The 26,075-nt window shown below is 49.6% G+C and carries 25 protein-coding genes; 16 read left to right on the forward strand and 9 right to left on the reverse strand.

Translation table 11 applies throughout. From position 1 onward, the window contains the following. Nucleotide 1: 1 nt before the first annotated feature. The 4 genes from IEY24_RS28020 to IEY24_RS28035 all read right to left on the reverse strand — a co-directional run bounded on the left by IEY24_RS28020 (nt 2) and on the right by IEY24_RS28035 (nt 3,799). Nucleotides 2–1,117 carry a glycosyltransferase gene (locus IEY24_RS28020; protein WP_188938598.1) on the reverse strand — a complete coding sequence of 372 codons (1,116 nt, stop codon included), beginning with the start codon at nt 1,115–1,117 and terminating at the stop codon, nt 2–4. Further along, the gene (locus tag IEY24_RS28025) at nt 1,114–2,121 is read right to left on the reverse strand and encodes a glycosyltransferase family 2 protein (RefSeq protein ID WP_188938599.1); all 1,008 of its coding nucleotides are present in this window, start codon (nt 2,119–2,121) and stop codon (nt 1,114–1,116) included. Before IEY24_RS28025 ends, IEY24_RS28020 begins: the two co-directional genes overlap by 4 nt. 106 nt (nt 2,122–2,227) lie before the next feature. Further along, the gene (locus IEY24_RS28030; protein ID WP_188938600.1) at nt 2,228–3,406 is read right to left on the reverse strand and encodes an acetyl-CoA C-acyltransferase; all 1,179 of its coding nucleotides are present in this window, start codon (nt 3,404–3,406) and stop codon (nt 2,228–2,230) included. A gap of 159 nt (nt 3,407–3,565) precedes the next feature. Beyond that, complete coding sequence (locus tag IEY24_RS28035; protein ID WP_188938601.1) at nt 3,566–3,799, reverse strand: PspC domain-containing protein; 234 nt, start codon at nt 3,797–3,799, stop codon at nt 3,566–3,568. A 283-nt stretch (nt 3,800–4,082) separates the two neighbouring features. Between IEY24_RS28035 and secA the strand changes: the two genes are divergently transcribed. Further along, nucleotides 4,083–7,427, forward strand: a complete 3,345-nt coding sequence (secA, locus tag IEY24_RS28040) for a preprotein translocase subunit SecA (protein WP_188938602.1) — start codon at nt 4,083–4,085, stop codon at nt 7,425–7,427. A gap of 218 nt (nt 7,428–7,645) precedes the next feature. Then, nucleotides 7,646–8,305 (forward strand): phosphatidylserine decarboxylase family protein, encoded by a 660-nt coding sequence (locus IEY24_RS28045; protein ID WP_188938603.1) that lies wholly within the window; start codon nt 7,646–7,648, stop codon nt 8,303–8,305. On the opposite strand, the gene IEY24_RS28050 is transcribed toward IEY24_RS28045, so the two are convergent. Beyond that, nucleotides 8,297–8,917, reverse strand: a complete 621-nt coding sequence (locus tag IEY24_RS28050) for a rhomboid family intramembrane serine protease (protein ID WP_188938604.1) — start codon at nt 8,915–8,917, stop codon at nt 8,297–8,299. The genes IEY24_RS28045 and IEY24_RS28050 overlap by 9 nt on opposite strands. Nucleotides 8,918–8,941: 24 nt before the next feature. Next, nucleotides 8,942–9,913, reverse strand: a complete 972-nt coding sequence (locus tag IEY24_RS28055) for a polyprenyl synthetase family protein (protein WP_426295883.1) — start codon at nt 9,911–9,913, stop codon at nt 8,942–8,944. Between the two features lie 154 nt (nt 9,914–10,067). On the opposite strand from IEY24_RS28055, the gene IEY24_RS28060 reads away from it, so the two are divergent. Further along, a complete protein-coding gene (locus tag IEY24_RS28060) occupies nt 10,068–10,898 on the forward strand; it encodes an aminotransferase class IV (protein ID WP_188938606.1) in 831 nt (276 codons plus the stop codon). A gap of 60 nt (nt 10,899–10,958) precedes the next feature. Here IEY24_RS28060 and IEY24_RS28065 read toward each other — a convergent pair whose 3' ends face one another. The 3 genes from IEY24_RS28065 to IEY24_RS28075 all read right to left on the reverse strand — a co-directional run bounded on the left by IEY24_RS28065 (nt 10,959) and on the right by IEY24_RS28075 (nt 13,480). Further along, nucleotides 10,959–11,813 carry a hypothetical protein gene (locus IEY24_RS28065; protein ID WP_229223304.1) on the reverse strand — a complete coding sequence of 285 codons (855 nt, stop codon included), beginning with the start codon at nt 11,811–11,813 and terminating at the stop codon, nt 10,959–10,961. A gap of 143 nt (nt 11,814–11,956) precedes the next feature. Next, on the reverse strand, nt 11,957–12,979 hold the full coding sequence (gene thiL, locus IEY24_RS28070; RefSeq protein ID WP_188938607.1) for a thiamine-phosphate kinase: 1,023 nt from the start codon (nt 12,977–12,979) through the stop codon (nt 11,957–11,959). A gap of 81 nt (nt 12,980–13,060) precedes the next feature. Next, nucleotides 13,061–13,480 carry a hypothetical protein gene (locus IEY24_RS28075; RefSeq protein ID WP_188938608.1) on the reverse strand — a complete coding sequence of 140 codons (420 nt, stop codon included), beginning with the start codon at nt 13,478–13,480 and terminating at the stop codon, nt 13,061–13,063. Nucleotides 13,481–13,655: 175 nt separating this feature from the next. Between IEY24_RS28075 and IEY24_RS28080 the strand changes: the two genes are divergently transcribed. From IEY24_RS28080 to IEY24_RS28140, 13 genes are all read left to right on the forward strand, one after another. After that, nucleotides 13,656–13,892, forward strand: coding sequence for a cytochrome b5 domain-containing protein (locus tag IEY24_RS28080; RefSeq protein WP_188938609.1), 237 nt, complete (start codon nt 13,656–13,658; stop codon nt 13,890–13,892). A gap of 18 nt (nt 13,893–13,910) precedes the next feature. Then, nucleotides 13,911–14,801: an N-acetylglucosamine kinase gene (locus tag IEY24_RS28085; RefSeq protein ID WP_188938610.1), complete on the forward strand. Its 891-nt coding sequence runs from the start codon at nt 13,911–13,913 to the stop codon at nt 14,799–14,801. 97 nt (nt 14,802–14,898) lie between these two features. Beyond that, a complete protein-coding gene (locus IEY24_RS28090; protein WP_188938611.1) occupies nt 14,899–16,149 on the forward strand; it encodes a sensor histidine kinase in 1,251 nt (416 codons plus the stop codon). After that, nucleotides 16,149–16,835: a response regulator transcription factor gene (locus IEY24_RS28095; RefSeq protein ID WP_188938612.1), complete on the forward strand. Its 687-nt coding sequence runs from the start codon at nt 16,149–16,151 to the stop codon at nt 16,833–16,835. The genes IEY24_RS28090 and IEY24_RS28095 overlap by 1 nt, the downstream gene beginning before the upstream one ends. Nucleotides 16,836–16,929: 94 nt before the next feature. After that, nucleotides 16,930–17,169, forward strand: coding sequence for a 50S ribosomal protein L28 (gene rpmB, locus IEY24_RS28100; RefSeq protein ID WP_090384950.1), 240 nt, complete (start codon nt 16,930–16,932; stop codon nt 17,167–17,169). Nucleotides 17,170–17,259: 90 nt separating this feature from the next. Continuing rightward, nucleotides 17,260–17,751 (forward strand): 2-amino-4-hydroxy-6-hydroxymethyldihydropteridine diphosphokinase, encoded by a 492-nt coding sequence (folK, locus tag IEY24_RS28105; protein ID WP_188938613.1) that lies wholly within the window; start codon nt 17,260–17,262, stop codon nt 17,749–17,751. A gap of 288 nt (nt 17,752–18,039) precedes the next feature. Beyond that, entirely contained in the window at nt 18,040–20,403 is a 2,364-nt protein-coding gene (locus IEY24_RS28110; protein ID WP_188938614.1) for a TonB-dependent receptor, read from the forward strand. A gap of 41 nt (nt 20,404–20,444) precedes the next feature. Continuing rightward, nucleotides 20,445–21,368 carry a DUF4249 domain-containing protein gene (locus IEY24_RS28115; protein ID WP_188938615.1) on the forward strand — a complete coding sequence of 308 codons (924 nt, stop codon included), beginning with the start codon at nt 20,445–20,447 and terminating at the stop codon, nt 21,366–21,368. An 89-nt stretch (nt 21,369–21,457) separates the two neighbouring features. Then, nucleotides 21,458–22,576 (forward strand): DmpA family aminopeptidase, encoded by a 1,119-nt coding sequence (locus IEY24_RS28120; RefSeq protein WP_188938616.1) that lies wholly within the window; start codon nt 21,458–21,460, stop codon nt 22,574–22,576. 235 nt (nt 22,577–22,811) lie between these two features. Further along, nucleotides 22,812–23,462, forward strand: coding sequence for a response regulator transcription factor (locus IEY24_RS28125; protein WP_188938617.1), 651 nt, complete (start codon nt 22,812–22,814; stop codon nt 23,460–23,462). A 146-nt stretch (nt 23,463–23,608) separates the two neighbouring features. Continuing rightward, nucleotides 23,609–23,791 (forward strand): response regulator transcription factor, encoded by a 183-nt coding sequence (locus tag IEY24_RS28130; RefSeq protein WP_188938618.1) that lies wholly within the window; start codon nt 23,609–23,611, stop codon nt 23,789–23,791. A 21-nt stretch (nt 23,792–23,812) separates the two neighbouring features. Further along, nucleotides 23,813–24,976: a hypothetical protein gene (locus tag IEY24_RS28135; RefSeq protein ID WP_188938619.1), complete on the forward strand. Its 1,164-nt coding sequence runs from the start codon at nt 23,813–23,815 to the stop codon at nt 24,974–24,976. A gap of 149 nt (nt 24,977–25,125) precedes the next feature. Continuing rightward, nucleotides 25,126–26,073: a hypothetical protein gene (locus tag IEY24_RS28140; RefSeq protein ID WP_188938620.1), complete on the forward strand. Its 948-nt coding sequence runs from the start codon at nt 25,126–25,128 to the stop codon at nt 26,071–26,073. The last annotated feature ends 2 nt before the right edge of the window (nt 26,074–26,075 follow it).

Genomic DNA, 26,075 nt, shown 5'->3' on the forward strand with positions numbered 1-26,075 from the left:
ACTAACGGGTTTTGTCAATTAATTCAATCCACTCATTATATCCGTTTTCCACATTGAACCGGCTCGCTACTTCAATGCTCCTCGCACTGTCGGTTTTCGTGTCGCCACGCATTACCGACCGCATCGCCGCGACCATTTGCCTGACGCTCAGATCCTCGGTAACAACACCCATTCCATCCTTTACAAACTCGGAAACGCCTCCGGAAGGGAATGAAACAATAGGCTTACCCAACAACGCAGCTTCTATCATCACCAGTGGAAATGGGTCTTGCCGGGAAGTGAGCAGAAAACCATTACCCATATTAAGGTAGGCATAATAATCTTCTTTTTGCTTGCCGGTCAGGTGAATTTTGGTCGCCGACGTGTTTTTCGCGCAGCGTTGCTCGGTATAATACACCAATCCATCGTCGATCGTTGCACCTACCCACACGAGGTGGACATTCGGATCGTTCACTTCTGCCGCAATATCGGGCAGCAGGTCGAAGCCTTTTCGCTCCGAAGTCATACCCGACAAAATCCATACGAATGCATCGGCCGGTATCCTAAGCTTCTGCCGGAGTTCGGCCGACCGGTGATCGTCTTTTTTTACAAGCGAAGGATCTATGAAGGAATAAAGCAGGCCCACATTCTTCCCGCCGGCATCTTTCAATGCATCGCAAGTCGTTTGAGAGCATCCGATCAGCAGTTCCGAATAATCCACGATGCTTTTGAAATCGGGCGCGCTCAGGTACGCGTAAGTGAGCGGCATTTCATGGAAGTGGGTAATTACTTTAATACCGAATTCTTTGGCCACCACGATCGTCTCGGGGATCATGGTTGTATTCACATACCAGAAATCCGCCCGGAAACTCTTGGCAAGCTTTCTTAATGCCCGGAGCGTTGGGTTAATGCCCAGGTGAAAGGAAATTTTTTCTATCGTATTGAACTTGCGCGGGGCAATATGGACGGGAATATCTTCGGGGAACTCGGCCAGCAGTTCGCCGTTAGCAAAACTGACGATACCGACGTCGAAACGGGAACGGTCTATTTTTTTCAGAATGTACAACAGCATCATCTCAGATCCTGTCCGTGTGGCATAGGGCGTAAAAAAGAGTATTCTTTTCTTGGATTGATTCATGCAGAGGCAGTTAAGAGGTCGATGTTCTCCTGAGGCTTGATCTTATACAACCCTTTTCTGAGGAACAGCGTTTTCCAGAAATATTTTAAAAGAACGCGGGTCTTCCTTACATATATATATTGTGTGCGAAGTTCCGAGAACGGATTCCCATTTTTTCTCAGGTTCAGAAGCATCTTCCAACCGTAAATGACCGGCACCATGAAAATGTAATGCAGGATCAGCATGATATATTGAAAAACGCCGTATTGCTTCCTGACCCAAAGAAAATTAGAAACCTGCATTTGGGTACTGAACCGGTTGATCCACGAAATATGCGTCCGACGGAACGGGTTGTTATTTTCTAGATGGATAAAAATGCAATCCTGAAAATAGCACAGCTTCCCGAGCTTTCCCAACCGGCCCGACCATTCCACGTCTTCGCCGTACATGAAAAACTCACTGCTGAAACCGCCCGTTTTTTCGAAACCTTCCCTTCTCACAAACATAAATGCGCCTACGAGCCAGTCGTACTGGTCCGGATCGGTATAGGCCGGTTCAGGATAAAGTTTGCCGATGAGCTTATCTACCAAACCACTCGGGGGAAGTATGAAAAACGTCTTCCGAAATTCGTTAAAGCTGCGGTAGAAAGGCATCGGTGTACCATCGGGGTAATATTGCAATGCACCGCAGGCGATAATGTCCGTCCGCTGGTTCATCCGGTTGAAACACCGGCCGATCACATTGTCGGTCAGCAGCGTATCGGCGTTCAGCAGCAGCAGGTACTTTCCCTGTGCAATTTCCATGCCGCGGTTATTGGCAATACCGAAACCCGCATTGAATTCCATGTCGATCCACCGCACTTCCGGATGGGCCTCTCTCACCAAAGCACCTCCGCCATTCGCCGGGTCATTGTCTACCACGATCACTTCAAAGGTTACCCCGGAGGTAAACCGTTTGATCGAATCTAAGCAATTGTTAATGAGTTGGGGTGTCCTGTAATTAATGATAATAATGGAAACATCCATGAAAGCCGGCGTGCATGATGAAAGGGCAAAAATAAAAAATCTCCCCGGAAGATGGGTAACACTTCCGGGGAGACCTTTAAAATCGGGTCGAATGTTAGTCTACGGCTTAATTAAGCCTTTCGTAAATGCCCGCAACACCCTGGCCGCCTCCTACACAGGCCGTAACCATGCCATATTTCTGGTCGCGGCGCTTCATTTCGTTGAAAAGCTGCACCGAAAGCCTTGCGCCTGTGGAGCCCAATGCGTGTCCCAATGCAATCGCGCCGCCGTTCGGGTTCACGATATCGGGATCGATGCCTAACTCCTGTATAACCGCAAGCGCTTGTGCTGCAAATGCCTCATTTAGCTCCACCTGCTGAATATCGCCTAGCTGCAAACCGGCTTGTTTCAATGCCAGCGGCACTGCCGCAACCGGCCCTATGCCCATAATGCGAGGATCCACGCCCGCTGTCGCGTACGACATCATGCGTGCAATGGGTTTCAGGCCTAATTCGTTCACCAGTTTTTCGGACATGACGATCACAAATGCGGCACCGTCGGAAGTTTGGGAAGAATTTCCTGCCGTTACCGATCCGCCCGCCGCAAAAACCGGTTTCAATTTATTCAATGCTTCAACAGTGGTATCCGCACGCGGGCCCTCGTCCTGGCTGATGACCGTTTCCTTTGTTTTCTTCTTACCGGAGGCCTGGTCGAAAAACGTTTCCTTCACCGTCACCGGCACAATGCCTTCGGTAAACCAGCCTTCCTTCTGCGCGCGCAGCGCTTTCTGGTGAGATTGGAATGAAAATTCATCCTGCTTTTCACGGCTGATATTGAAATCCTTGGCAACCTGCTCGGCGGTAAGGCCCATGCTCAGGTAATAATCCGGATTCGTATGAGCGATTTCGTAGTTCAATGCGGTTTTCCAACCCATTGTAGGCACAAGCGACATCGATTCGGTACCGCCGGCGATAATGCATTCGGCCATTCCGGCGTGTATTTTCGCGGAAGCCATGGCAATCGCCTCTACGCCTGAGCCGCAATAGCGGTTGATGGTGATACCAGACACATTTTTGGGTAAAGAAAGCAAGGCTACATACCGGCCCATCTGCATTCCCTGCTCCGCTTCCGGCACCGCATTTCCCACAATCACATCATCCACGCGGGTTGGGTCGAGCTGCGGGGTCTGTTCCAGCAAATGCCTGATCACCGTCGCACCGAGGTCGTCGGGACGTGTAAACCGGAACCCGCCTCTCGGCGCCTTGCCCACCGCGGTGCGATAGCCCGCAACAATGTATGCGTTCATATTGGATCTGTTTTTGGAATCAGTTTTAAGCAGGCGCTTGTGATAGTATGCCTGCATACCATTGGTAAAAATAGGTATTAATCCTAAAACAACAAACCGCCGGAGTTTGTTTTCCGACGGTTTGCAACTACCGAGTCTTTGCTGATGGAAATTTAAATTTTAGGAAGGGATGTGCCCTTGTTCCAGCTCTTTGGGTCGTTTTGCGCTGTCAGGCATGACGATCCAAAGGATGATGTAAAACAAAATGACAGGGAATGTGACCGGAATGAACACTGCGAGTACCAACAATACACGGACAATTGTGACGTCGATTTCGAAGTAATCAGCTAATCCTGAGGCTACGCCGCCGATCATTTTGTTGCTGGTGTTACGGAACAATCTATTGTGGTTCATGGCTATATCTGTTTAAATCGTTTTGATGTGTTAAAGGTACTATGCATTACCTAGTAGTGGTTCTAAATCTATACAGGCGGTTATTGGCCGGTAGCACGGGTTATTTTTAGTGATTAAAAACATTAGATCTGCATTAGGATTATGCCAGTTGTTGCGTAATAGTATTGGCAATGAATTACCTTTGGCCTAAGAAATAGGAGTTTTTGCTGACAATGTGACACGCGTTTATGTACAGGCTCAATATTTTCAAGGATAAAACCGGTTAAAAAACATACATCACATCATGTTTAAAATATTTTCCAAGCTGTTTGGCACGAAATCGGAACGGGATTTAAAGGAACTAACTCCGTACGTTGATAAAGTCAATGCCGAATATGCACTCCTAGCCTCTCTGTCGAATGATGAGCTCCGGGCACAATCCGCGAACTTGAAACAACATATTGCCGATCAACTGAAGTCTATCGACGAACAGATTGGTACGTTGAAACAACAGGCTGCCGACGAACCGAATGTGGACAGCAAAGAGGCGATCTTCAAGAAAATCGACGCGCTCGAACTGGAAAGAAATAAAGAACTGGAGAGGGTGTTGCTGGAAATTCTTCCAAAAGCATTTGCCATCGTAAAAGATACAGCACGCCGTTTTACGGAAAATGATAAACTGGAAGTAACCGCCAACTATTTTGACCGCGAAATCGCTACTAAAAAGTCGCATATAACCATCAGCGGTGACAAAGCGACCTGGAACACAACCTGGGACGTAATCGGCCAGCCTATTAAATGGAATATGGTCCATTACGATGTGCAGCTGATCGGTGGTGTGGTACTGCACCAGGGCAAGATTTCCGAAATGGCAACGGGTGAAGGTAAAACCCTTGTAGCTACCCTGCCGTCATTCCTGAATGCATTGGCCGGACAAGGCGTCCACATCGTTACCGTGAACGACTACCTCGCGAAACGCGATGCCGAGTGGAATGCCCCGCTTTTCGAATTCCACGGCATGAGCGTCGACTGTATCGACCGCCACCAGCCGAACACTATTGCACGCCGCAATGCCTATAAAGCAGACCTCACTTATGGTACCAACAACGAATTCGGTTTCGACTACCTGCGTGACAATATGTCACGGACGCCGGAAGAACTCGTTCAGCGCAAGCACCATTTCGCAATGGTCGATGAGGTCGATTCCGTTTTGATCGATGATGCCCGTACGCCATTGATCATCAGCGGTCCGGTGCCGCGCGGCGATGAGCAGGAGTTTTTGGAACTGAAACCACGCGTTTCGAGGATCGTGGAAGCTCAAAAACGCCTCGCGATGGACTTCCTCAACGAGGCTAAAAAGAAAATCCAGGCCGGCGATAAAAAAGAAGGCGGTTTGGCATTGTTCCGCGCACACCGCGGTATGCCAAAGTACAAGCCCTTGATCAAATATCTCAGCGAAGGCGGCGTGAAGGCTATTATGCAGGAATCGGAATCGATTTACCTGGCAGAAAACCAGAAACTGATGCCCCAAGCCGATGCACCTCTTTACTTCACGATCGATGAGCGCCATAACAGCATTGAATTGACCGAGAAAGGGATCGACTTCCTGACAGGCGAGTCGGAAGAGGCCAATTTCTTTATTCTGCCGGACATCGCTGTTGACCTCGACGCGATCGAAAAAGACACTTCGCTCAACGAACACGATCGTGTGATCGCGAAAGAAGCATTGATCCGCGATTATTCCGTAAAAACAGCCCGTATCCACACGGTTAACCAGCTTCTGAAAGCATTTACGCTTTTTGAAAAAGACGTGGAGTACGTGATCATGGACGGAAAGGTTAAGATCGTCGACGAGCAAACCGGCCGTATTATGGATGGTCGCCGTTACTCCGACGGCCTTCACCAGGCTATTGAAGCGAAAGAAAACGTACGAGTGGAAGACGCCACGCAGACATACGCGACGGTTACCCTGCAAAATTACTTCCGGATGTACCACAAGCTGGCTGGTATGACCGGTACAGCCGAAACGGAAGCAGGTGAATTCTGGGAAATCTACAAATTGGACGTCGTTTCGATCCCTACCAACAGAGGAATCGTCCGTAAAGACCAGGAAGATAAAGTGTACCGCTCGGTTCGTGAGAAATACAATGCGGTAACCGATGAAATCGTAGAACTCGTGGAAGCCGGCAGGCCGGTACTCGTGGGTACGACTTCGGTTGAAAACTCCGAGATCATCAGCCGGATGCTTACGCTCCGCAAGATCCCGCACCAGGTTTTGAATGCGAAACAGCACCAGCGTGAGGCGGAAGTAGTTGCCGAAGCAGGTAAGCCGGGAACCGTAACGATTGCGACGAACATGGCCGGTCGTGGTACCGACATTAAGCTGACTGCGGAATCCAAGTCCGCAGGCGGTTTGGCGATCATCGGTACAGAACGCCACGAAAGCCGTCGCGTCGACCGCCAGCTGCGTGGTCGTTCGGGACGCCAGGGAGACCCGGGTTCATCCCAATTCTTCGTCTCTCTGGAAGACAACCTCATGCGTTTGTTCGGTTCCGACCGTATGGCGAAGGTAATGGACCGCATGGGCCTCGAAGAAGGCGAGGTGATCCAGAGCGGCATGATTACCAAGTCGATCGAAAGAGCGCAGAAAAAAGTAGAAGAGAACAACTTCGGCATGCGGAAACGCCTGCTCGAATATGACGATGTAATGAACTATCAGCGTGACGCGATCTATACCCGTCGTCGCAATGCATTGTTCGGGGATCGTCTGGCGGTGGATATTGCCAATACATTGTTCGATGTGTGCGACGAAATCGCTACGACTGCCGGAAGTTACGCGGAGCTTGAACTCGCGGCCATCACGACGCTTGGAATGGAAATCCCGTTCAGCGAAAATGAGTATGCAGCATTGAGACCCGCCGACCGCACGCAAAAATTGTACGAAGCGGCCGAGAAACAATATCAGGACAAAAACGACTCGATCTCAGGCAAGGCATTGCCGGTTCTCCGCTCGATCCAGGCAGAACGCGGTGCCGTAATTTCTGAGATCATGATCCCATTCACAGACGGTATCCGTCAGGCTGGCGTAGTAGTTGGTTTGCAGAAAGCCATTGAAAGCGAAGGCAAAGACATTACCCGCGAAATGGAGAAAGCGATCGTGCTTTCGCTCATCGACCAGGAATGGAAGGAGCATTTGCGTGAAATGGACGATTTGAAACAATCGGTCCAGAACGCGGTATTCGAACAGAAAGATCCGTTGCTGATTTATAAGTTCGAATCGGTGGAACTCTTTAAACGCTTCCTGAGTAAAGTAAACTTTGATATGATCTCCTTCCTCATGAAGGCTGACATTCCTCAGGAAGAAGCGGCACCGCCAACTGCCGTACCGCAGCAGGTCCGCAGGCCAGAGCCCGCGCCCGAGCTTCATACCAACCGTGAAGAAGATTACGACCTGGAAAGCGACACTTTCCATTCACAGGAATCTACCACGAAAGCACAGCCTGTGCGGACGATCAAAATCGCCGACCGCAACCAGAAAGTTTCGGTTCAATACCGAGATGGCCGCATTCTCCGCGACGTGAAGTTCAAAAAAGTAGAACATGAAGTCAAAAACGGCGACTGCGTCGTGATTGACGTGCATGAAGACTAGCCGCAAGGCTGTCGGGTGTGGTCAGATATAGCCATTGGTAGTCAGGATGGCAAGAGGTTGTTACAATTGACAATAAATGACAACGCCTGACCATAACTGACTATAAACGTTACCAAAATGGCCTCGGCGTTACCGTCGGGGCTTTTTCGTTGCCGGAAAATCAGGATTTATGCGATATTTGCATTTTAGAGACCATCATTAACAAAAAACAAGCTTGCATGAAACTGCATAGAGAGGGATATACTATTATGGCTGTAACGGCCATTGTACTGATCATTATCAATTTAGGGATCAATTATCTCCTTCCTGACGGCTACTGGATCCCGCGTCTTGTGCTGATCGGCAGTATCATCGTTTTTTTCCTCGTTGTGCAGTTTTTCCGCGTTCCTAAGCGTGTTATCCATCAAAGCGACCGCCAGATTGTGGCGCCCTGCGATGGCAAGGTGGTAGTGATCGAAGAGGTTGTTGAAACTGAGTACTTCAAAGGGCCACGCCGCCAGATCAGCATCTTCATGTCGCCACTGAATGTACATGTCAACTGGAACCCGATCAGCGGGGTTATTCAGTATTTTAAATATCATCCGGGCTTGTACCTCGTTGCCTGGCACCCCAAATCGAGTACCGAAAACGAACGTACCACCGTCGTGATCCGCACCATTGAGGGCGTGGAAGTATTGTTCCGCCAGATCGCCGGTGCGGCTGCGCGTCGTATACGCTGGTATGTGAAGGAAGGCGATAAAGTAGAGCAAAGCACCGAAATGGGCTTCATCAAATTCGGGTCCAGAGTCGATCTTTATATCCCCCTGGACGCCGAAATCAATGTTAATCTTCAAGACAAGACGGTAGGCAGCGTTACTGTGCTGGCTACATTAAAATAACCGCCAAGTCAGGATTTGCTCGAAAAACTGGGGTACCGCGCCGGGGTACACCACTGCCATAAATACCATCCCGAAAATGGCCCCGTACATGTGCGCACTGTGATTCACATAGCTCGTGCCGCGCCGCGCTTCATAAAATGAATAGCCGAGGAAGAGCAAACCGAATATGAAGCCGGGCATGCAAATGAAGAAGTAAAGGCAGATCTGCATCAGCGGCGCATAAAGAATTGCCGCAAAAAGCACGGCCGAAACACCGCCGGACGCTCCGAGCGAATTATATTTCGAATTTTTCCGGTGTTTCAAAAATGTAGGAATGTCCGAAACGATGATCCCCACCAGGTACAGAGCCAGATAGTAAAATGTCCCGCTCGCGCCGAAAAGCATGCCGAACAGCCGCTCGATGCTTTCGCCTACAAACCATAAGCTGAGCATATTGAAAATTAAGTGCCCGAAATCCGCGTGCACAAAGCCGGATGTAACAAACCGATAATATTCATTGCGCTGTGTCACGCGGTAAGGGTTCAGGATCAGCTTGTCCATCAAACTGTAATTGTTGAACGCGTAATAGCTGATCCCCGAGGTTATAATTACTAAAATAAGGGTAATCGACATAAAATGGGTTATTGATTGAATGATCTACTTTTCCCGCGCCACGAGCTGCTCCACAAACTGCAAGAGCACTTCTTTCTGAACACTGTCCGTGCGCAATTGCTGTAAACTAGCCATTCCGCGCGAAAAATATTCATTTATTTTACGTTCGGTAAATGCCCGGATACCCAACGCGTCGTAAATGCCGGTTACCGCTACTACTTTTTCGGCATTATCGAATGTTTCAAGACCTATCCAGTGGTCAAGCTCGGTTTTCAGCTGTCCTTCGGCTTTCGACAGCGCTTCAATCAGCAGGAATGTCTTTTTATTAGCAATAATATCGCCGCCTACCTGTTTACCAAACTTCGCAGGATCACCGTAAACGTCCAGCAGGTCGTCTTTCAGCTGAAAACCAATACCCATATTCTCACCTGCCGAGTACAAAAGCTTGGTCGTCTCCTCATCCGCCCCCGTGATCATGCCGCCCAGTTCCAATGCAAAACCTAGTAATACCGATGTTTTCAGGCGAATCATACCAATATACTCCTCTTCCGTCACATCCCAGCGCGTTTCGAAATTCATATCGAGCTGCTGCCCTTCACAAACTTCCGCGGCCGTCTGATTAAATCGCATTAAAACTGAACGGAATTTATCCTGCGGCACGTCCAGCAGGAGGTCATATGCACGGATCAGCATTACATCCCCCGACAGAATGGCCGTATTCGCATTCCATTTTTCATGCACCGTAGGCATGCCCCTTCGCAAAGGCGCACGGTCCATGATATCGTCGTGCATGAGCGTGAAGTTGTGAAACACCTCTACTGCCATGGCTGGCTTCGTGGCTTTTTCAATATCTGTATCAAAAATGGAAGCAGCAAGGAGCGTCAACAAAGGACGAAAACGCTTCCCGCCGAGTGACATAATGTAGGTTATCGGCTCATAAAGCTCCACAGGCGTGTTGCCATAGGAATGCCGGTCGAATTCGATTTGTAGTTTTTCAAGTAATGCAGTGGGTTCGATCATGCGAAGCGTAATGTTGCCAGGCCGACAACTGGCCCGACAGGTTATGTGAGCCGCAAAGATAAAACCTAAAAACCGGCATTTACATTTACAAAAGCAGTATTTGAAAAGCCTTTATTAATAACTTTACCCCAGTCAACAAAATCTGCTTTTCATGCCTTTTTACCAATATTTTAACGGTGAAATCGTTCCGCTCGACCAGCCCGTTTTTCAGACAAACGACCTCTCGTTGCTGCGTGGCTATGGCTTATTCGATTTTTTCAGGACTTATAATGGCATTCCCTTCCGTTGGGAGGATTACTGGCAACGCTTCGAAAATTCCGCGCGGTTGCTGAAACTGCCGCTTCCGGTGACGCGGGGGGAAACTGAAAAGATCCTGGCGGATTTGCATTCCATGTCGGGTGAGGCGGAAGTAGCATTCCGGTTTGTGCTTACAGGTGGTTATGCCCCGGATGGCGTGCATGTGGTGCAACCTAATTTGCTGATCCGCACCGAGGCATTGCCGCAAGATAATCCGGCTGGCCGTTTGAAAGGTATTAAAGTGCTTCCTTACGAATATGTTCGCGATTTGCCGGAGGTTAAAACCACAAATTATGTGCATATGGTGCTCATGGCCGACGAACTGAAACGCCAGAATGCGGCCGACCTGCTTTTCCACAAAGACGGCGAAGTAAGCGAGCTCACGCGCAGCAACCTGTTTGCATTCCAGGGCGACAAACTCATTACCTCCGACCGGAATATCCTCAACGGCGTTACCCGCCGCGTGGTCATCGAGCTTGCCCAAGCACACTTCGAGGTAGAAATTCGACCGATAACCTATAAAGAAGTGATTACCGCCGACGAAGTTTTCACGACTAGTACCACCAAATGGGTCATGCCCGTGGTGCAGATCAGCGACCAGCCTGTCGGAAATGGCCTGGCCGGCAAACGGACTTTACATTTGCAGAAGCAATTTGAAGAACTGGTAGCCCGCTGGGGCAAATAAAAAAGTGGCGATCCCGACGGGAGCGCCACTTTCCAATTACACTCTGCAATAAGCACTTATTTAGTTAGGCGCATTCGGTGATTGCAAATTGACGATCGGCCACTTACCTGGCGTAGGAACGCTTACGCCCTTGGTAGCACCTCTGGTCGTTCCGTCCTGACCAAAATAATAAAGTGGCCAGCCTTTGTAAGTCAGCTGTTTTTTCCCAAACACATCGATCGTGCTGAACAAGGTCTTATCAACTCCTGTGGGCAGCGATTTCAGGTCGGCAGTGTAAATAGGCCAGGCAGCGTCGTTCGAAAAGTCGGGCTTGGTAAAATTGTTCTTATTGTTTTTGTCGTTGACAAACGCGTACAATGTTCTTCCCTTGCCATCGGTGAAGAATTGAGTAGCACCAGTACCTTCGGTGTAGTCCGATTTGTACGATTTTCCATCGTTACCCACGAGCTGGCCGCTGGCAATCATAATGGTGTAGTCGGTTTTGGCGACGAACCAAACTGTACCTACATTCTCTCCTTTCACATCTCCCGCAACCGCATCGTCTTTGTAATAATAAAGCGGCCAACCTTTGTAAGTTGTTTGTGACTGGCCACCCGTCGTAATCGTCGCGAAATCGGCCTTATCCAAACCAGCATCGAGTTTGATCGCCGTGAGGTCGCCTGCCGAATAAATTGGCCAGTTGACCAGGCATTGTCCCGAGCAAGCCGAAGCACCGGACGCATCCTTTGAAAAATAGTAAAGCGTTCTGCCCTTGCTGTCGGTCAGGATTTTACCCAGCGTCGCATTGTCTTTCAATTGAACATCGTTGGTTGGTGTGGGCGTGGGGGTATTGTCGTCATCGTCCGAGCAGGACAAGCTAACGGCCATTAACAGTCCCAATGCCACCAGCATTTTGGAAGTTGAAAGGATTTTCATCGGATCTAATTGTGATTTGTTAAAGATGAATTGGATACGTCGCGATTACGACCAAATCTTTCCGATGGTTGCGTGTATAGATTAAAACAAAAAAAGCATAACCGGTGAAGGTTATGCTTTGGGGGATTTTGCCGGGGAATAAATCAGGCTGTCCAGCCCTGCGCTGTGAGCGGCACACGCGAATCGGCTTTGGTATGAAGCTCCACTTCGCCCTGTTTATCTGTGATATAACCGATAAAAGTAATCTTGGGATTGTTTTTAATCAGCTCGTAGGCTGACTGGGAAACCGTGAAAAGCAATTCATAGTCCTCCCCTCCGTTCAATGCCGCCGTGGCCGCACCGATATTCAGCTCCGACGCCGCGAGGTAAGTCTGCTCGTCAATCGGCAGGCGTTCTTCAAAAATCACCGCGCCCACGCCCGATTGCGCACATATATGCAGAAGGTCGGAGGCTAGGCCATCCGAGAGGTCGATCATTGAAGTCGGAACGACTCCGGCTTCGTCTAGTTCGAAAACCACGTCCATTCTTGCTTCCGGGCGCAATTGGCGCTGGATTACATAATCTTTTCCGTCCAGCTCCGGCTGCATATTGGGGTTCGCCAGGAATACCTGCTTCTCCCTTTCGAGCAACTGCAGGCCCATGTAAGCACCTCCGAGGTCACCCGTCACGCAGAGCAGGTCATTGGGTTTGGCCGTATTCCGGTATGCGATCTTGTCTTTTTTAACCTTACCAAAAACGCTTACGGAAATAATGAGCCCGGACCGTGACGAGGTCGTGTCACCGCCCACCAGGTCCACATTAAAGTCCTTGCAAGCTACTTTTATTCCTTCATACAGCTCGTCGACCGCCTCAACCGAAAACCGGTTGCTCAATGCAATACTGACCGTTACCTGCCGGGGAATTCCGTTCATCGCAGCAATGTCGGCGATATTAGCCGACACGGCTTTGTAACCAAGATGTTTAAGCGGAAAAAATGTGAGATCAAAATGGACTCCTTCCAGCATCATATCGGTGGTCAGCAAGCCGAACTCTTCTCCTGCGTCGATTACCGCCGCATCGTCACCTATCCCTCTCACAGTGTCGGGGAGCGATGTCTGAATGCCTTTATTTATTCTTTGGATCAGCCCGAATTCACCCAGGCTGCTTATTTCAGTTCTTGTTTCCATCCCGCAAAATTAAATAAAAAAGCGAAGCCATTCCCTCGGTGGGAATGGCTTCGCCCTGGTTATGTTCAATCAACGTTCCGCTTACGGGTTAGTCAATGTATACTCATTAATAGTACCCCCTGTTTTCGGACTTGCCGTAAGGCGTGTAAGCACCAGTTTCGCATCGTCGATCGAGTTGATCGTGAATTCCAGCTTCCCTCCCGAACCGGTTGGCGCAGGGGTCAGGTTGGTCAGAACCAGCTTTGTATCGCTTTCCAAATCCCAGTTTCCTGTGAATGTTTTCGCATCCACGTCAATCAGGCTCACTGTTTTAGTACCACCGCTGTTGGTAAGCGTCAGGCGGAAACCTGAATAGGCAGCTTCGATATTGCCTGAGCCGCCTCGGGTGTAAACCACCGTTGCGCCGTGCTTCACAGATTCTGCTGTCCATGCCTTTGCGATTCTTTCAGATACAGGTGCAACTTTCTTTTTGCAACCAGCAACTACCAGTCCCAAAATCATGATTGAACACCATAGAAGAGCGTAACTTTTTCTCATATTTTATTTTTCGTAAATGTCTTTTCAAAACGCCAAGTTCTTACTTTTTAGTCTTATAATCAAAATATTCATGGCAGATCGTTTCTTAATTTTCCTGCGGATTACCCTTATCGCTAAATTGCGCGCCAAATTCAAACCAATGAAAGTATATACCAGGGCACAACTGGCGCTTCGTAACGGGCAGGACCGGGAGGAAATATGGTGTGCATATAAAGGAGTGATTTACGACGTGACCTCGTCGCGCCTTTGGCGCAATGGCCATCATTACGAGCACTGGGCCGGACAGGACCTCACCAAAGAGCTCGGCGACGCCCCACATACCGAACGCGTTTTCGAGCGTTTCAATGTCATCGGCAAGCTGCAACTACCCGAATAATCAACCGAACGATTCTTCATGTATTTCAAAAATATCCTGATCGCCGACAGCGGTTCCACGAAAACAGACTGGGCATATATCGATTCACGGTCCGACGCTCGGAAAACCGGCAAACACGAGTTGGTTCAGTCGGCGGGCATTAACCCGTTTTACCAGACAGCGGAAGAGATAGCCCCTGTTTTACAAGGCCAGGTTGCCCGGGGCATTGGCAGCGACGTTCAGGAAATCCACTTCTACGGAGCGGGATGCGCCGACGAAAAATCGAGCATGCCCGTTACCAATGCACTGAAACAATGCTTTCCTTCGGCCAATGTCGTAGAAGTGGCTTCGGATATGCTCGGGGCCGCACGCGGGTTGTGCGGGCACGAGCCTGGGCTTGCGTGCATATTAGGCACGGGCGCGAACAATGCCTTTTTCGATGGCGACCGCATTACGCATTCAATCGGCTCGCTGGGTTTCTGGCTGGGCGATGAGGGAAGCGGCTCCTATCTGGGCAAAACGTTGGTTGTCCATTACCTGCAAAACGAGCTACCGGAGGACCTGCAAGCACTTTTCATTGCGCAATATCCCAGCCTCGACCGCCTTACCGTGCTTGATCATGCCTATAAAAAGCCTTATCCAAACCGGTATTTTGCTTCGTATTCCAAATTCATCGCAGAAAATCGTACCCACGAATTCATGCAGACGCTGCTAGGCAATGCATTCGGGTTATTTGTGAAAAAATATGTTTTGAAACATGCCAATGCCGACCATTACCCGGTCCATTTTACCGGATCGATTGCCTATTATTACCAGGATATCCTTCGCGGGGTGCTCGAAAGCAATGGGTTACAAGCAGGACGGATACTGAAATCGCCGTTGGAAGGATTGATCGGTTACCACCTGGCCGATCCGAAGTCTAAAAGTTAATGAAATGTTAAACAGCCCCCGGCCGGTCATGTTACGGCCGCCACGGCTGTTTAATTGAACGAATGGCTGTATATTTATTGGTCATTTCGAGTTAGTTATGTCAAGACGTACCATTCAGTCCCTCACGGTTTTTTCCGCATTGCTCATTATCGGCGTCGTTATCACGCAGATTTACTGGGTAAAGCAGGCCCTTGACCTCAGGCACCGGCAGTTCAATCAGAATGCCCACATTGCATTGCAGGACGTTGCCGGAAAACTGGCCAACGTCTGCGGCGTAATGCAAACCACGAATCCCGTAGAGCAATTGTCGCCGGAATACTTTCTGGTGAATACCAATGCAACCACCCAGCCCGAAATCCTGGAACATTTTATCAAGGATAGTTTTCAAAAACATAACCTGATCACGAATTTCGAGATCGGCATTTACGATTGTACCACCAACCGGATCCGCTACGGAATGTCGCTGAGCACTAAGAACAGCGAAAAGATTCCCACTAAAACGACCAACTGGATTAAAACCGATAAATACCCTTATTACTTCGGCGTACGCTTTCCCGAGCAGGAAACCTATTTTGCGGGGAGCATTAGCGGGGCTATCTGGTCCTCGGCGCTGGTACTGGTGGCGGTTTCGTTCTTCGCCTATGCATTGTTTGTGATTTTAAGACAAAAACAGCTTTCCGAAGTGCAGCGGGATTTTGTCAATAATATGACCCACGAGCTGCAAACGCCTATTTCGACCATCCGCATTGCCGCCGACGTGCTCAATTCCGAAAATATCGTGGCCCAACCGGCACGCCACAAACGCTACGTGCAGATCGTCCAGGACGAAATCCTCCGCTTGCAGGGGCAGGTGGAGATGGTACTTTCTATGGCCAAAGCCGAGCGCGATGCATTGCACTTGCAAAAAGAACGGCTCGACGCCCGGCAGATGATTGAATCCATTTTGCTTCCGTATGAAGAAAAAGTGCGTTTTCAGGCCAATGCAACCAGCAGTATGATCGACGCCGACCCTTTTCACCTCCGTTGCCTGCTCAGCAACCTCGTCGATAATGCGCTGAAATATTCGGACGATGTACCGGACGTGGTCGTCGAAACATACAATAAAGGCAATACCCTCGTTATAGCAGTCCGCGACCAGGGTATCGGCATCGCACCCGAGTACCAGAAGAAGGTTTTCAACCAGTTTTTCCGCATTCCCTACGGCGATGTGCATAACGTGAAAGGCTTCGGGATCGGGCTGAGCTATGTGAAGCAGATCGTCCGGGCACACCACTGGCACCTTGCGCTGGAAAGCGTCCTGGGCAAAGGCAGTACATTTAAAATCACTATTCCGCAGAAACACGCTTGATGAAAAAGAGAATCCTGTACGTCGAAGACGACCCCAATCTTGCATTTGCTACCAAGGATAACCTCGAAGAATACGATTACGAAGTCGTTCATGCCACGGATGGAGCCGAAGCGCTCGAATTTTTCGGTAAGGAGCATTTCGATATTTGCGTGCTCGACATTATGCTTCCCAAAATGGACGGCTTCACATTAGCCGAAAAAATCCGCAACTCCGACAGCCAGGTCCCCATTCTCTTTCTATCGGCCCGCTCTATGCAGGAGGATAAGATCAAAGGCCTCAAACTCGGCGCCGACGATTACATCACCAAGCCGTTCAGCATTGAAGAGCTTAAATTGCGTATCGACGTTTTTCTCCGCCGAAGCAAAGCGGATTCAATATTGGTTGTGAAACCAGGCAGCAAGCAGATCGGAAAATATTTATTCGATTTTCAAAAACTGACATTAACCCTCGAAGGGAAATCTCAAAGCCTCACATTTCGCGAAGCCGAAGTGTTGAAATTTATGGCCGAACGCACCGATCAGGTGATTCGCCGCGACGAGCTTTTGAAGGCTATCTGGGGCGACGACGACTATTTTATGGGCCGCAGCCTCGATGTTTTCATTTCAAGATTACGGAAATACCTCTCGGGCGATCCCGATATCCGCATTGACAATGTACACGGCGTCGGGTTCCGGATGCGATGGTAAAATGCAGTTTTTTTTGAAAATTTGTTTTGCCGTTACTTGCTCAACAAAAATTAATTACGCATCTTTGCACCCTCATTTGGAAAAATTGTAAGTCATGGCTAAGGTTTGTCAAATAACAGGTAAAAGAACTCGCGTCGGAAATAACGTTTCTCACGCTAACAATAAAACAAAACGTAAATTCTTCCCGAATTTGCAAAAGAAACGTTTCTTCCTTCCTTCATCAGGAGAATGGGTTACGTTGAAAGTAGCAGCTTCTGCTCTTCGTACCATCAACAAGAACGGTATCGAAGCAACTATACAAAAAGCATACGACAAAGGAACACTTACGTTCTAAAAGGAATTTTACGAATTTATTGGAAAAGGACTTTCCTCCGATCGGGAAGTCCTTTTTTTCGTGGATTGTGTATTCCAAACGTGTTTCGTTATGGCAGCAACCGGCCAGGTCTTTCTGTTACTAGGCTCCAATCTGGGCGATCGCCCGCAGGTGCTCGCAGCCGCACGCGAGGCGATCGGCAAGCAGGCAGGGAGCATTGCAGGCCAATCCGCGATTTACGAAACTGCCCCCTGGGGCATTACCGACCAGCCTGCTTTCCTGAACCAGGTTATTGAAATCTCCACCTCCCTCCTGCCTGAGGATTTGCTCAGGATCATTCTCAACATCGAGCACGACCTCGGGCGCGTGCGCTACGAGCGCTGGGGCGCGCGGGTGATCGACATCGATATTTTGTATTTCGGGCAAACCGTCTTGGACAGCGCCCGCCTTACATTACCGCACCCACGCATTCAGGATCGCCGTTTTGTACTTGCACCATTAGCAGAGATCGCGCCCGCTTTCCTCCACCCACTTTTACAAAAAACCTCCTCACAACTTCTGGAAGAATGCCCCGACACCTCCGCCGTGTCAAAAATACCTTGAAAAAATGCTATTACTACATTAACAGCTTCATTTCGGGCATCGAGCCATTTATTCCAGTTTTTTACCAGTTCATCATTTTTTGCTGTCATTTTAGGCTGATTAACACGTGCTTTGCTGGCCTTTGTAACTATTGCTGAAATATTTTTTCTCAATACGCAGGGGGTATATCCACATTGAGTTGTCACGGAGAAAAGGAAAAATTCAATTTAATCGTCTGCATTAAAAACGGCTATTTCCTTTTTGCCAGCAACAGAATAAACCAGTTTTTAGTAACTACCATAAAAGTCCATGAAAAACAAAGTACTCAAATGCCTTCTATTAGCCTTGATCAGCCTGCCGGCCCTCGCACAGAACCGGCACTCGGTGAGCGGTTACGTCAAAGACAACTCCAATGGCGAGGGACTCATCGGCGTGTCCGTGTATGTGCGTGAGGCCGAAACAGGCGTGGTCACCAACCCGTATGGTTTCTACTCACTCACGCTTCCCGACGGTAAGTACACGCTGGTATTTACCTACATCGGCTACCAAAAAGCGACCCGCGAGGTAGTACTGGACGGCGACAAGACCGTTAGCATCGAAATGTCCGACGAAAGCAACCAGCTTTCAGAGGTGACCATTTCGACACAGAAAGAGGATGAAAACGTCCGCAGCATCGAGATGTCGGTGAACAAGGTCGAGATGAAAACCATCCGCAAAATGCCCGCATTACTTGGCGAGGTGGACCTCATTCGCAGCATTCAGCTGCTCCCCGGTGTGACGACCGTCGGTGAGGGTGCCTCGGGCTTCAACGTGCGCGGCGGCGATGTTTCACAGAACCTCGTACTACTTGACGAAGCGCCGGTATATAACTCATCTCACCTTTTCGGATTCTTCTCGGTATTCAACCCCGACGCGGTGAAGGACGTAAAACTGATCAAAGGCGGTATTCCGGCACAATATGGCGGCCGTATCTCCTCGATCCTCGATGTACGTATGAAAGAGGGGAATGCCAAAAAGCGGGAGATCAACGGCGGTATCGGTTCGATATTTTCGCGCCTTACTTACGAGCAGCCATTCGCAAAGGGAAAAGGGTCTTTCATCGTAGCTGGCCGTCGTTCGTACATCGATATTCTGGCAAAACCGTTTTTGAACTCGGATTTGAAAGATTCCAAATTCTATTTCTATGATTTGACGGCGAAAGTGAATTACCAATTGGGTAACAAGGATACTTTCTACGCATCAGGTTATTTTGGAAAAGATGTGTTCGGAGGAGGTGATTTCGGATTCGGATGGGGCAACAAAACGGCAACTGCCCGCTGGAACCACATTTTTTCGAACAAGCTTTTCATGAACCTGACCGGTTATTACAGCAACTACGACTATAACCTGGGCCAGAATCAGAACAAACCCGATGCCAAGGACAAATTCGACTGGAAATCGAAGATCATCAGCACGAGTATCAAACCTGATTTTACCTACTACATCACCCCCAACAATCAGTTGACGTTCGGCGGCCAGTACATATATTATGATACACGCCCCGGCAAAGCCACGGCGATTTCGGAAGGAGAAATGACCGATATCAGCCTCGAACCGCGCTATGCCGACGAGTCAGCTTTATATATTGGCCATGAATTGAAATTCGGTGATCGTATTTCATTGCAATACGGAGCGAGGTACTCCTACTTCCGCAGCCTCGGCCCAGCCACGGAGTATCAATACGCCGAAACGGAAAAGGGCGCCAGTAAGAAGCCGGTTTTCCCCGGTACCGAATATAAAAGAGGCGACGTGATCAAAAGCTACGGTAATTTCGAACCTCGCGCTGCATTGAATATTGGTATTACAAGCAATGCCTCCATTAAAGCCAGCTATAACCGCACTTCACAGTACCTGCATTTGCTGTCGAACACGGCAGCCAGTTCACCACTTGATGTATGGACATTGAGCGGGATCAATATCAAGCCCGAAAAGGCCGACCAGGTTGCATTAGGATGGTTCCAGAATTTTCAGGATAATACCTATGAGGCTTCGGTGGAGTTGTATTACAAAAAAATGTACAATCAGATCGACTACGTGCCTGCCTCTGATCTGCTGCTGAACGAGTATTTCGCCGGTGACCTGCTATTCGGCAAAGGCCGGGCCTATGGAGCGGAATTTTATTTGAAGAAAAACAAAGGCAGGCTAACCGGTTGGCTGAGCTACACATTGTCAAGAACTGAGCGTCTGGTCGAATCAATTAATAACGACGACTGGTTCCCCGCACGCTTCGACAAACCACATAACATTACTGCGGTGGCCATCTATGAACTGACCAAACGTCTGTCACTTTCGTCGAACTTCACGATCCAGAGCGGCACACCAGCCACATTCCCCACCAACCGGTACACTGTTGGTAGTATCACGATCGGTAACAATTACAATGGCCTGCGCAACAACAGCCGCATTCCTGCTTACCACCGTCTGGATCTGGCTGCTACCTTAAAAGCGAAAAAGAAGCTATTCAAAGTAGGGGAAGGCGAATGGGTGTTCTCGGTTTACAATGTATACAACCGCCGCAACCCGTTCTCGGTCTACACGCGGATCAACGAAGACAACCCGCTTAAAGCAGAAGCCGTACGTTACTCGGTGATCGGAAACTTCATTCCTTCCGTCACTTACAACTTCAAATTCTGACATCAATCAACGGAAATCATTACAAAGCCTGAAAAACAGCAATGATGAAAACATTAAAATATATCAAATACCCGGCATTGTTCGCACTTGCATTGATAAGCCTCACAAGCTGCGAGGACGTGATCAACCTGGACACAGCTGACGGCCCTTCGCAGCTCGTGGTGGACGGCTGGCTGAACAATCAGCCCGGCGAGCAGGCAATTACGTTATCATGGTCGCAAGCCTACTTCAACAACAGCGCTCCGAAACCCGTACTGGGCGCAGAAGTGACCGTTACCGACGATAAAGGCAAAGTTTACAAATTCGTGGACACCGACGGCGATGGCAAATACACCTGGGGTAAAACCACTGCCGACACGCTTGGACACGTGGGCCGCACTTATTCGCTCAAAGTGGTGAACGGTACAGATATTTTCACCGCCAAATCCGAGCTGAAACGCGTGCCAACCGTGGATTCAGTGGTATACCGGCATGAAAAATGGCCTTTCGAACCGGATAAGGGGCCTCGCGAAGGTTTTGTAGCCTCATTCTACGCCCGGGATCTCGAAGGTGTGGGGGATACTTACTGGATCAAACCCGTAATCCGCGGCAAAGCGGTTGTCGATAAAGCGGTCAATATTTCGATCGCCTACGATGCTGCATTTGGTGCCGGTGCTCCTTCCGATGGCCTGATATTCATTCTGCCGTTGCGCGAATCGATCACCACCGACTCCCTCTATTCCGCAGGTGCGGAAGTGGGTGTGGAACTTCATAGCATTACTTATGAGGCATTTGAATTCCTCAAACAAGTAAGCGAACAGGGTGCAAACGGCGGATTGTTTGCGACACCTATCGCCAACGTCCGTTCCAACATCATCAATGCTGATCCAAAAGGCCCCAAAGCCCTGGGCTTTTTCAGCGCGTCGGCTGTGAGCCGCAAAGAAACGGTGATAGACCCTGAAAAGGCCCGCCCGGACAACGATTAAGATTACACTTCAACAGCAGATGTATCCACTGGAGAGCCCCGGTTCCCAGTGGATTTTTTGTTATATTTCATGCTTAAAAAAACTGACTTATGAAGAGCCTCCTTTCATTCCTCCTCATTCTGCCCCTCACCCTCGCCGCACAGAAGCGCCCGCGCGAATTGGGGATCAAAATAGGCGTGCTGCCCACCGGCGCATTGAATGCGATCACGGATGTAGCAGGTGTGAAGGTAGGCCAGGTAACGCTCACGGAAGGCGCGGACGTACGCACGGGCGTGACGGCCATTCTTCCACACGACGGCAACATGTTCCAACAGAAGGTCCAGGCGGCGATGTACATTGGTAATGGTTTCGGCAAAATGACAGGCTATTCGCAGGTCGAGGAGCTTGGAACGATCGAATCCCCTATTGTTTTAACCAACACACTGAGCGTTCCCACAGCCGCCGACGCCGTGATCGACTGGACGCTGGGACAGAAAGGCAACGAGAATGTCAGATCGGTCAACCCTGTCGTCGGAGAAACCAATGACGGCTTCCTGAACGACATTCGTGGGCGCCACGTACAGAAAGACCACGTCCTTAATGCATTGGCCCAGGCCGAAAATGGTCCGGTGGCGGAAGGGAATGTAGGAGCGGGAACCGGCACGGTCTGCTTCGGATGGAAAGGCGGCATTGGCACAGCCTCACGCAAACTACCTGAAAAGCTGGGCAATTACACGGTAGGTGTGTTGGTACAGACCAATTTTGGAGGTGTTTTGAAGGTAAATGGTGTTCCTGTGGGTCAAGAGCTCGGCAAATATGCATTCAAAGAATCGCTCGACAAGTCTTCGGACGGCTCCTGCATGATGGTGCTCGCTACGGACGCTCCTTTGGACGCCCGCAACCTGAAACGGCTTGCAAAACGCGTCATGCTCGGCATGGCGCAAACGGGCGGCATCGCCGCGAACGGCAGTGGCGATTATGTGATCGCATTCTCCACAGCAAACAAAGTATTGCACGAAACGGCCGAACCGGTTTTCAGCTCGACATTCCTGCACAACGACTATGTTTCGCCACTCTTTATGGCCGCCATGGAAGCTACCGAAGAAGCGATTATCAATTCACTCTTCATGGCTAAAACTTCGGAAGGGACTCAGGGGCACAAGATAGAAGAGCTGCCCAGGGACAAAGTGCTGGAAATCATGCGCAAGTACGGCCGGATCAAGGAATAACCGGATGTTTACTTAAACGTATATAGTAAACAGTCAGTGAATACCCCTAAGGGATTCCCTTATATTTGACATGATGTAAACAATTAGTTAGGATTTCGACTAAAAAGCCCTAATTTTCAACCCCTTACGAAACCGGGTAATCTTACCTGGCTATTCCTGTACTTTCCCGTATTGCCGAACCTGTCGCTTAGGATTACTTTTGACATGCAAATTCTAGTACTCAACCCCGAAAAGTATGGAACATTCTATTACACACGCGTGCCTCGTTCATCCGCATCCTCTGGAATGCGAGGCGGTTGCAGAATGGCTGAGGAGGAGGTCTTACATCGAGCTGGTTGGTAAATGCAACAATCTTGAACAAATCACCCAGTTACCCTACCTGAAAGACATCGATATAGTAGTTGTATTCGCACATCACGCCGAGAAGACGGCAGACCAGATTTTAAAGATCAGAAAACTCTACCCCAAATTAAAATTCCTTCTGCTCGCCCCCAGCCCCTCGGCCGAATCGGTCCGGGAGGTGGTACGGTCGGGTGTAAGCGGCTACATTGTTTTCGAAGCCGAGCTCGATGAATGGGAACGCGCCATACGCTCCGTTTCAGAAGGGAAAGTGTATTATGGGCAGGAAGTAATGCTCAAATTGGCCGAAACATCCATGGATAAATACATTCAGGAGCCCGCACCTTCCACACGTGATTTTTTAAGCAAGAGGGAAGTTGAAATTCTCCGGCTCGTAGCCAGCGAGTACTCTACCAATAAGATCGCCAGCGAGTTGTGCATCAGCGACAAAACCGTCGAAACCCACCGCCGTAACCTCTTTCAGAAACTGGGTGTCAGAAACTCGGTAGGCCTCACCAAAATAGCCGTCCGCATGGGCGTAGTGTAGTTTTTTGTTGATGTTCGTAGTGGAAAACCCTTAGAAAGGATAGTCAAAACCATTAGTAAAATCAGGGTAAAAATCCGAAAAATTCAGGGTATCTGCCGATTGAAATAGCGTCTGCGCCGCAACAACTTTGTCTAAGTATTTTAATTATGGAACTGACAAAGCGCGAAAAGGAAATCCTGGATCTGGTCATGGACGAAATGAGCTCCAAGGAGATCGCCGAAAGGCTGGAAGTGAGCATTTCCACCGTGGAAGCCTACCGGCGAAGTCTGTTCAGAAAATTCGGTGTACGTTCGGTGATAGGGCTGGTGAAAGCAGCCATGAAAATGTAATTCGCGTAATTATAAATTGGTATGGCAGATATTCGTCGCATGGCCGTCAACTGGGTCGACGGGATGAAAATCTCGCGGCAGCATTTTATCGAAACAGATCACTACCACACCGATCAGGTTCGACGCGCCGGGGCCGCATTGTTAACGCCGCTAAACTATGGCCTGCTGCTCCCGAAAGACGGGAGCGATCCGCTGGAAATACAGGTACTGGGTGACGCGGGAAATCAGATCAGGGTAAAACTGAACCGCTGCCAGGCCATTTCGCCCGACGGCAGCATGCTTGACCTCGAAGAAACCGACGATCTCAGGCTCGATACTTCGCTTTCCGGAATCCTGGAACAATACCGGCTTCCGATGACGCAGAATCTTGAAATATATATCGTACTCAGCGTAGGCATGTTCGAAAGGCAGCCGACCGGAACACCATCCGAATCGGAGATCCCTGTGCGGCATCCTTACACGCTCCCGCTTTACCGCGTGAGCCTCGTACCTTCGGAACTGATCAATATCGACCAATGGGGCGGGCCGGGGTTGATCATCGGCAAACTTGCCTATAGTAATTCAGAGCTCCGCGTTTTGCACGACTTCGTGCCGGCGAGTTGCACGGTACGCAGCCACAAAAACCTGCGCGAATGGCACAGCCGGTGGACGGGCTATCTGAATGACATAGAAATGTATTCGTTTCGGATCCTGCAAAAGATCAAGACCAAGAGTCAGAAAAGTACGCTTTCGGACAGTGTTCAAATGATGGTGGAAAGGTTGGTGAGCACGATGACAATCGTCAATATCGGATTCCAGAGATTAGCCCCTTTCGAACCACCGGTACAAATGGTAACATCCATGTGCCAGACTGCACAAGCGGTCCGCGTGTCGCTGGAATGCCTCACCGACCGGGAAAAAGAAGAACTTCTGGGTTACCTGGCCGAATGGGCGGACGATTCGCCGGGAAGTATAGAAAAGCAATTGCTGGCTGTGATCCAGGCACCTTACAACCACAACGACATATTGCCTTGTTTGCGGGTAATCGACAGTTTTTACAGCATGTGGACGGCCCTGTTTCTCAAACTAAGCCAGCTCGAATTTATCGGCAAACGCAAAGGACAGCAGGTTTTTATCATCGAAAGCCCCGTACACGAGCCGCCGGTGCAACCAGAGAAGACCAAATCGAGGTGGAGCCCCCTTTGACCGTCCCATTCCCCGGGGTTTAAACCCCGGGATATATATGATAGACGCCTCTGGCGTCGCAACCTGTGATATTCTAACCCAGGGTTTCAACCCTGGGCCGCAAGACGATACGGTACCCAGCCCCATAACCGCACCAGCATGTAGCACCAATGGAACCAACTAACAAAACCCAGCGAAAAACAGCAATAGGAAGGTTTGTGGGCATGTATGTACTGTCTCTCACGTTCCCGCTGGCAGCCGTATACCTGCTTATGCGGGTCCCCGACTCGGTTTCCTCTTCGGAAACCCGCCGATACCGCGAGATCGTCGAAGAACAGGGCTCGATGCTGGTTGATACCGACACGCTTAGCCAGATATCGCGGAGGCTCATTCAGCTCGACGGACTGTACAGCAGCGCCACCGACGAAATGGCCAAAGCGACAGCCCGGACGCAGCTGGTGGATATCGAAAGCCGCGTCAATAGCATTATGAGTCATTTTAATAACCTGGCGGCAGCCGCGGCCCACGAACAGAACAAGCGACTTTCGACCGGCATTGCAAAGCTGACCGAGGCATTGGTTACCTACCGGCAGACCATCGGCGAACTCCGGCGAACATTGGACAGCAAAGGCATAGACATGCAAATGGTGAATGACCTCCGTAACCAGATTAATATGAAAGATCTGGAAATCAAAGGGATGGAACGCCAGCTTCTGACTGCTGCAGTAGCCGGTGGCGGGGGTGGTGGTGGCGGTGGTGGCGGAGGAGGCCCCGACAAAGAATTGCAAGCCAAAGTAGCGACGCTGCAACGCGATCTCGACAATTGCAGAAGTTCAAAATCGGGCAGTGGTGATATTGTGGCTATTCAAAAGCAACTCGACGAATGCTTGTCAGCCAAAAGCGGCACCGCCGTCACTTACCGCGAATGGCTCCGATATTCCGAAGCGGAAGGTTACTACCAATTGTTGACCCAGGGCAACCTGCGCAAAAACGACCGGAAGGTATATTACGACCAGGCGAAACAGATATTTGACGGTTTACAGGTTTCAACCGCCAATAAGGACATGAAGGCCAAAGCGACAGAGCGGCTGTTGGCATTACAGAAAAATCAGCCCTGAAA

This window comes from Dyadobacter endophyticus, assembly GCF_014641595.1.
Taxonomy (GTDB): Bacteria; Bacteroidota; Bacteroidia; order Cytophagales; family Spirosomataceae; genus Dyadobacter; species Dyadobacter endophyticus.

What these genes read in the sequence shown, in the direction of transcription:
- IEY24_RS28045 (WP_188938603.1), top strand. Translation starts at nt 7,646, where the DNA reads ATGAAACTGCATAGAGAGGGATATACTATTATGGCTGTAACGGCCATT.
- IEY24_RS28130 (WP_188938618.1), top strand. Translation starts at nt 23,609, where the DNA reads ATGGAACTGACAAAGCGCGAAAAGGAAATCCTGGATCTGGTCATGGAC.
- secA (WP_188938602.1), top strand. Translation starts at nt 4,083, where the DNA reads ATGTTTAAAATATTTTCCAAGCTGTTTGGCACGAAATCGGAACGGGAT.
- IEY24_RS28125 (WP_188938617.1), top strand. Translation starts at nt 22,812, where the DNA reads ATGGAACATTCTATTACACACGCGTGCCTCGTTCATCCGCATCCTCTG.
- IEY24_RS28050 (WP_188938604.1), bottom strand. Translation starts at nt 8,917, where the DNA reads ATGTCGATTACCCTTATTTTAGTAATTATAACCTCGGGGATCAGCTAT.
- IEY24_RS28085 (WP_188938610.1), top strand. Translation starts at nt 13,911, where the DNA reads ATGTATTTCAAAAATATCCTGATCGCCGACAGCGGTTCCACGAAAACA.
- IEY24_RS28060 (WP_188938606.1), top strand. Translation starts at nt 10,068, where the DNA reads ATGCCTTTTTACCAATATTTTAACGGTGAAATCGTTCCGCTCGACCAG.
- IEY24_RS28075 (WP_188938608.1), bottom strand. Translation starts at nt 13,480, where the DNA reads ATGATTTTGGGACTGGTAGTTGCTGGTTGCAAAAAGAAAGTTGCACCT.
- IEY24_RS28095 (WP_188938612.1), top strand. Translation starts at nt 16,149, where the DNA reads ATGAAAAAGAGAATCCTGTACGTCGAAGACGACCCCAATCTTGCATTT.
- IEY24_RS28115 (WP_188938615.1), top strand. Translation starts at nt 20,445, where the DNA reads ATGATGAAAACATTAAAATATATCAAATACCCGGCATTGTTCGCACTT.
- IEY24_RS28065 (WP_229223304.1), bottom strand. Translation starts at nt 11,813, where the DNA reads ATGAAAATCCTTTCAACTTCCAAAATGCTGGTGGCATTGGGACTGTTA.
- IEY24_RS28080 (WP_188938609.1), top strand. Translation starts at nt 13,656, where the DNA reads ATGAAAGTATATACCAGGGCACAACTGGCGCTTCGTAACGGGCAGGAC.
- folK (WP_188938613.1), top strand. Translation starts at nt 17,260, where the DNA reads ATGGCAGCAACCGGCCAGGTCTTTCTGTTACTAGGCTCCAATCTGGGC.
- rpmB (WP_090384950.1), top strand. Translation starts at nt 16,930, where the DNA reads ATGGCTAAGGTTTGTCAAATAACAGGTAAAAGAACTCGCGTCGGAAAT.
- IEY24_RS28110 (WP_188938614.1), top strand. Translation starts at nt 18,040, where the DNA reads ATGAAAAACAAAGTACTCAAATGCCTTCTATTAGCCTTGATCAGCCTG.
- IEY24_RS28090 (WP_188938611.1), top strand. Translation starts at nt 14,899, where the DNA reads ATGTCAAGACGTACCATTCAGTCCCTCACGGTTTTTTCCGCATTGCTC.
- thiL (WP_188938607.1), bottom strand. Translation starts at nt 12,979, where the DNA reads ATGGAAACAAGAACTGAAATAAGCAGCCTGGGTGAATTCGGGCTGATC.
- IEY24_RS28030 (WP_188938600.1), bottom strand. Translation starts at nt 3,406, where the DNA reads ATGAACGCATACATTGTTGCGGGCTATCGCACCGCGGTGGGCAAGGCG.
- IEY24_RS28135 (WP_188938619.1), top strand. Translation starts at nt 23,813, where the DNA reads ATGGCAGATATTCGTCGCATGGCCGTCAACTGGGTCGACGGGATGAAA.
- IEY24_RS28120 (WP_188938616.1), top strand. Translation starts at nt 21,458, where the DNA reads ATGAAGAGCCTCCTTTCATTCCTCCTCATTCTGCCCCTCACCCTCGCC.
- IEY24_RS28140 (WP_188938620.1), top strand. Translation starts at nt 25,126, where the DNA reads ATGGAACCAACTAACAAAACCCAGCGAAAAACAGCAATAGGAAGGTTT.
- IEY24_RS28020 (WP_188938598.1), bottom strand. Translation starts at nt 1,117, where the DNA reads ATGAATCAATCCAAGAAAAGAATACTCTTTTTTACGCCCTATGCCACA.
- IEY24_RS28035 (WP_188938601.1), bottom strand. Translation starts at nt 3,799, where the DNA reads ATGAACCACAATAGATTGTTCCGTAACACCAGCAACAAAATGATCGGC.
- IEY24_RS28025 (WP_188938599.1), bottom strand. Translation starts at nt 2,121, where the DNA reads ATGGATGTTTCCATTATTATCATTAATTACAGGACACCCCAACTCATT.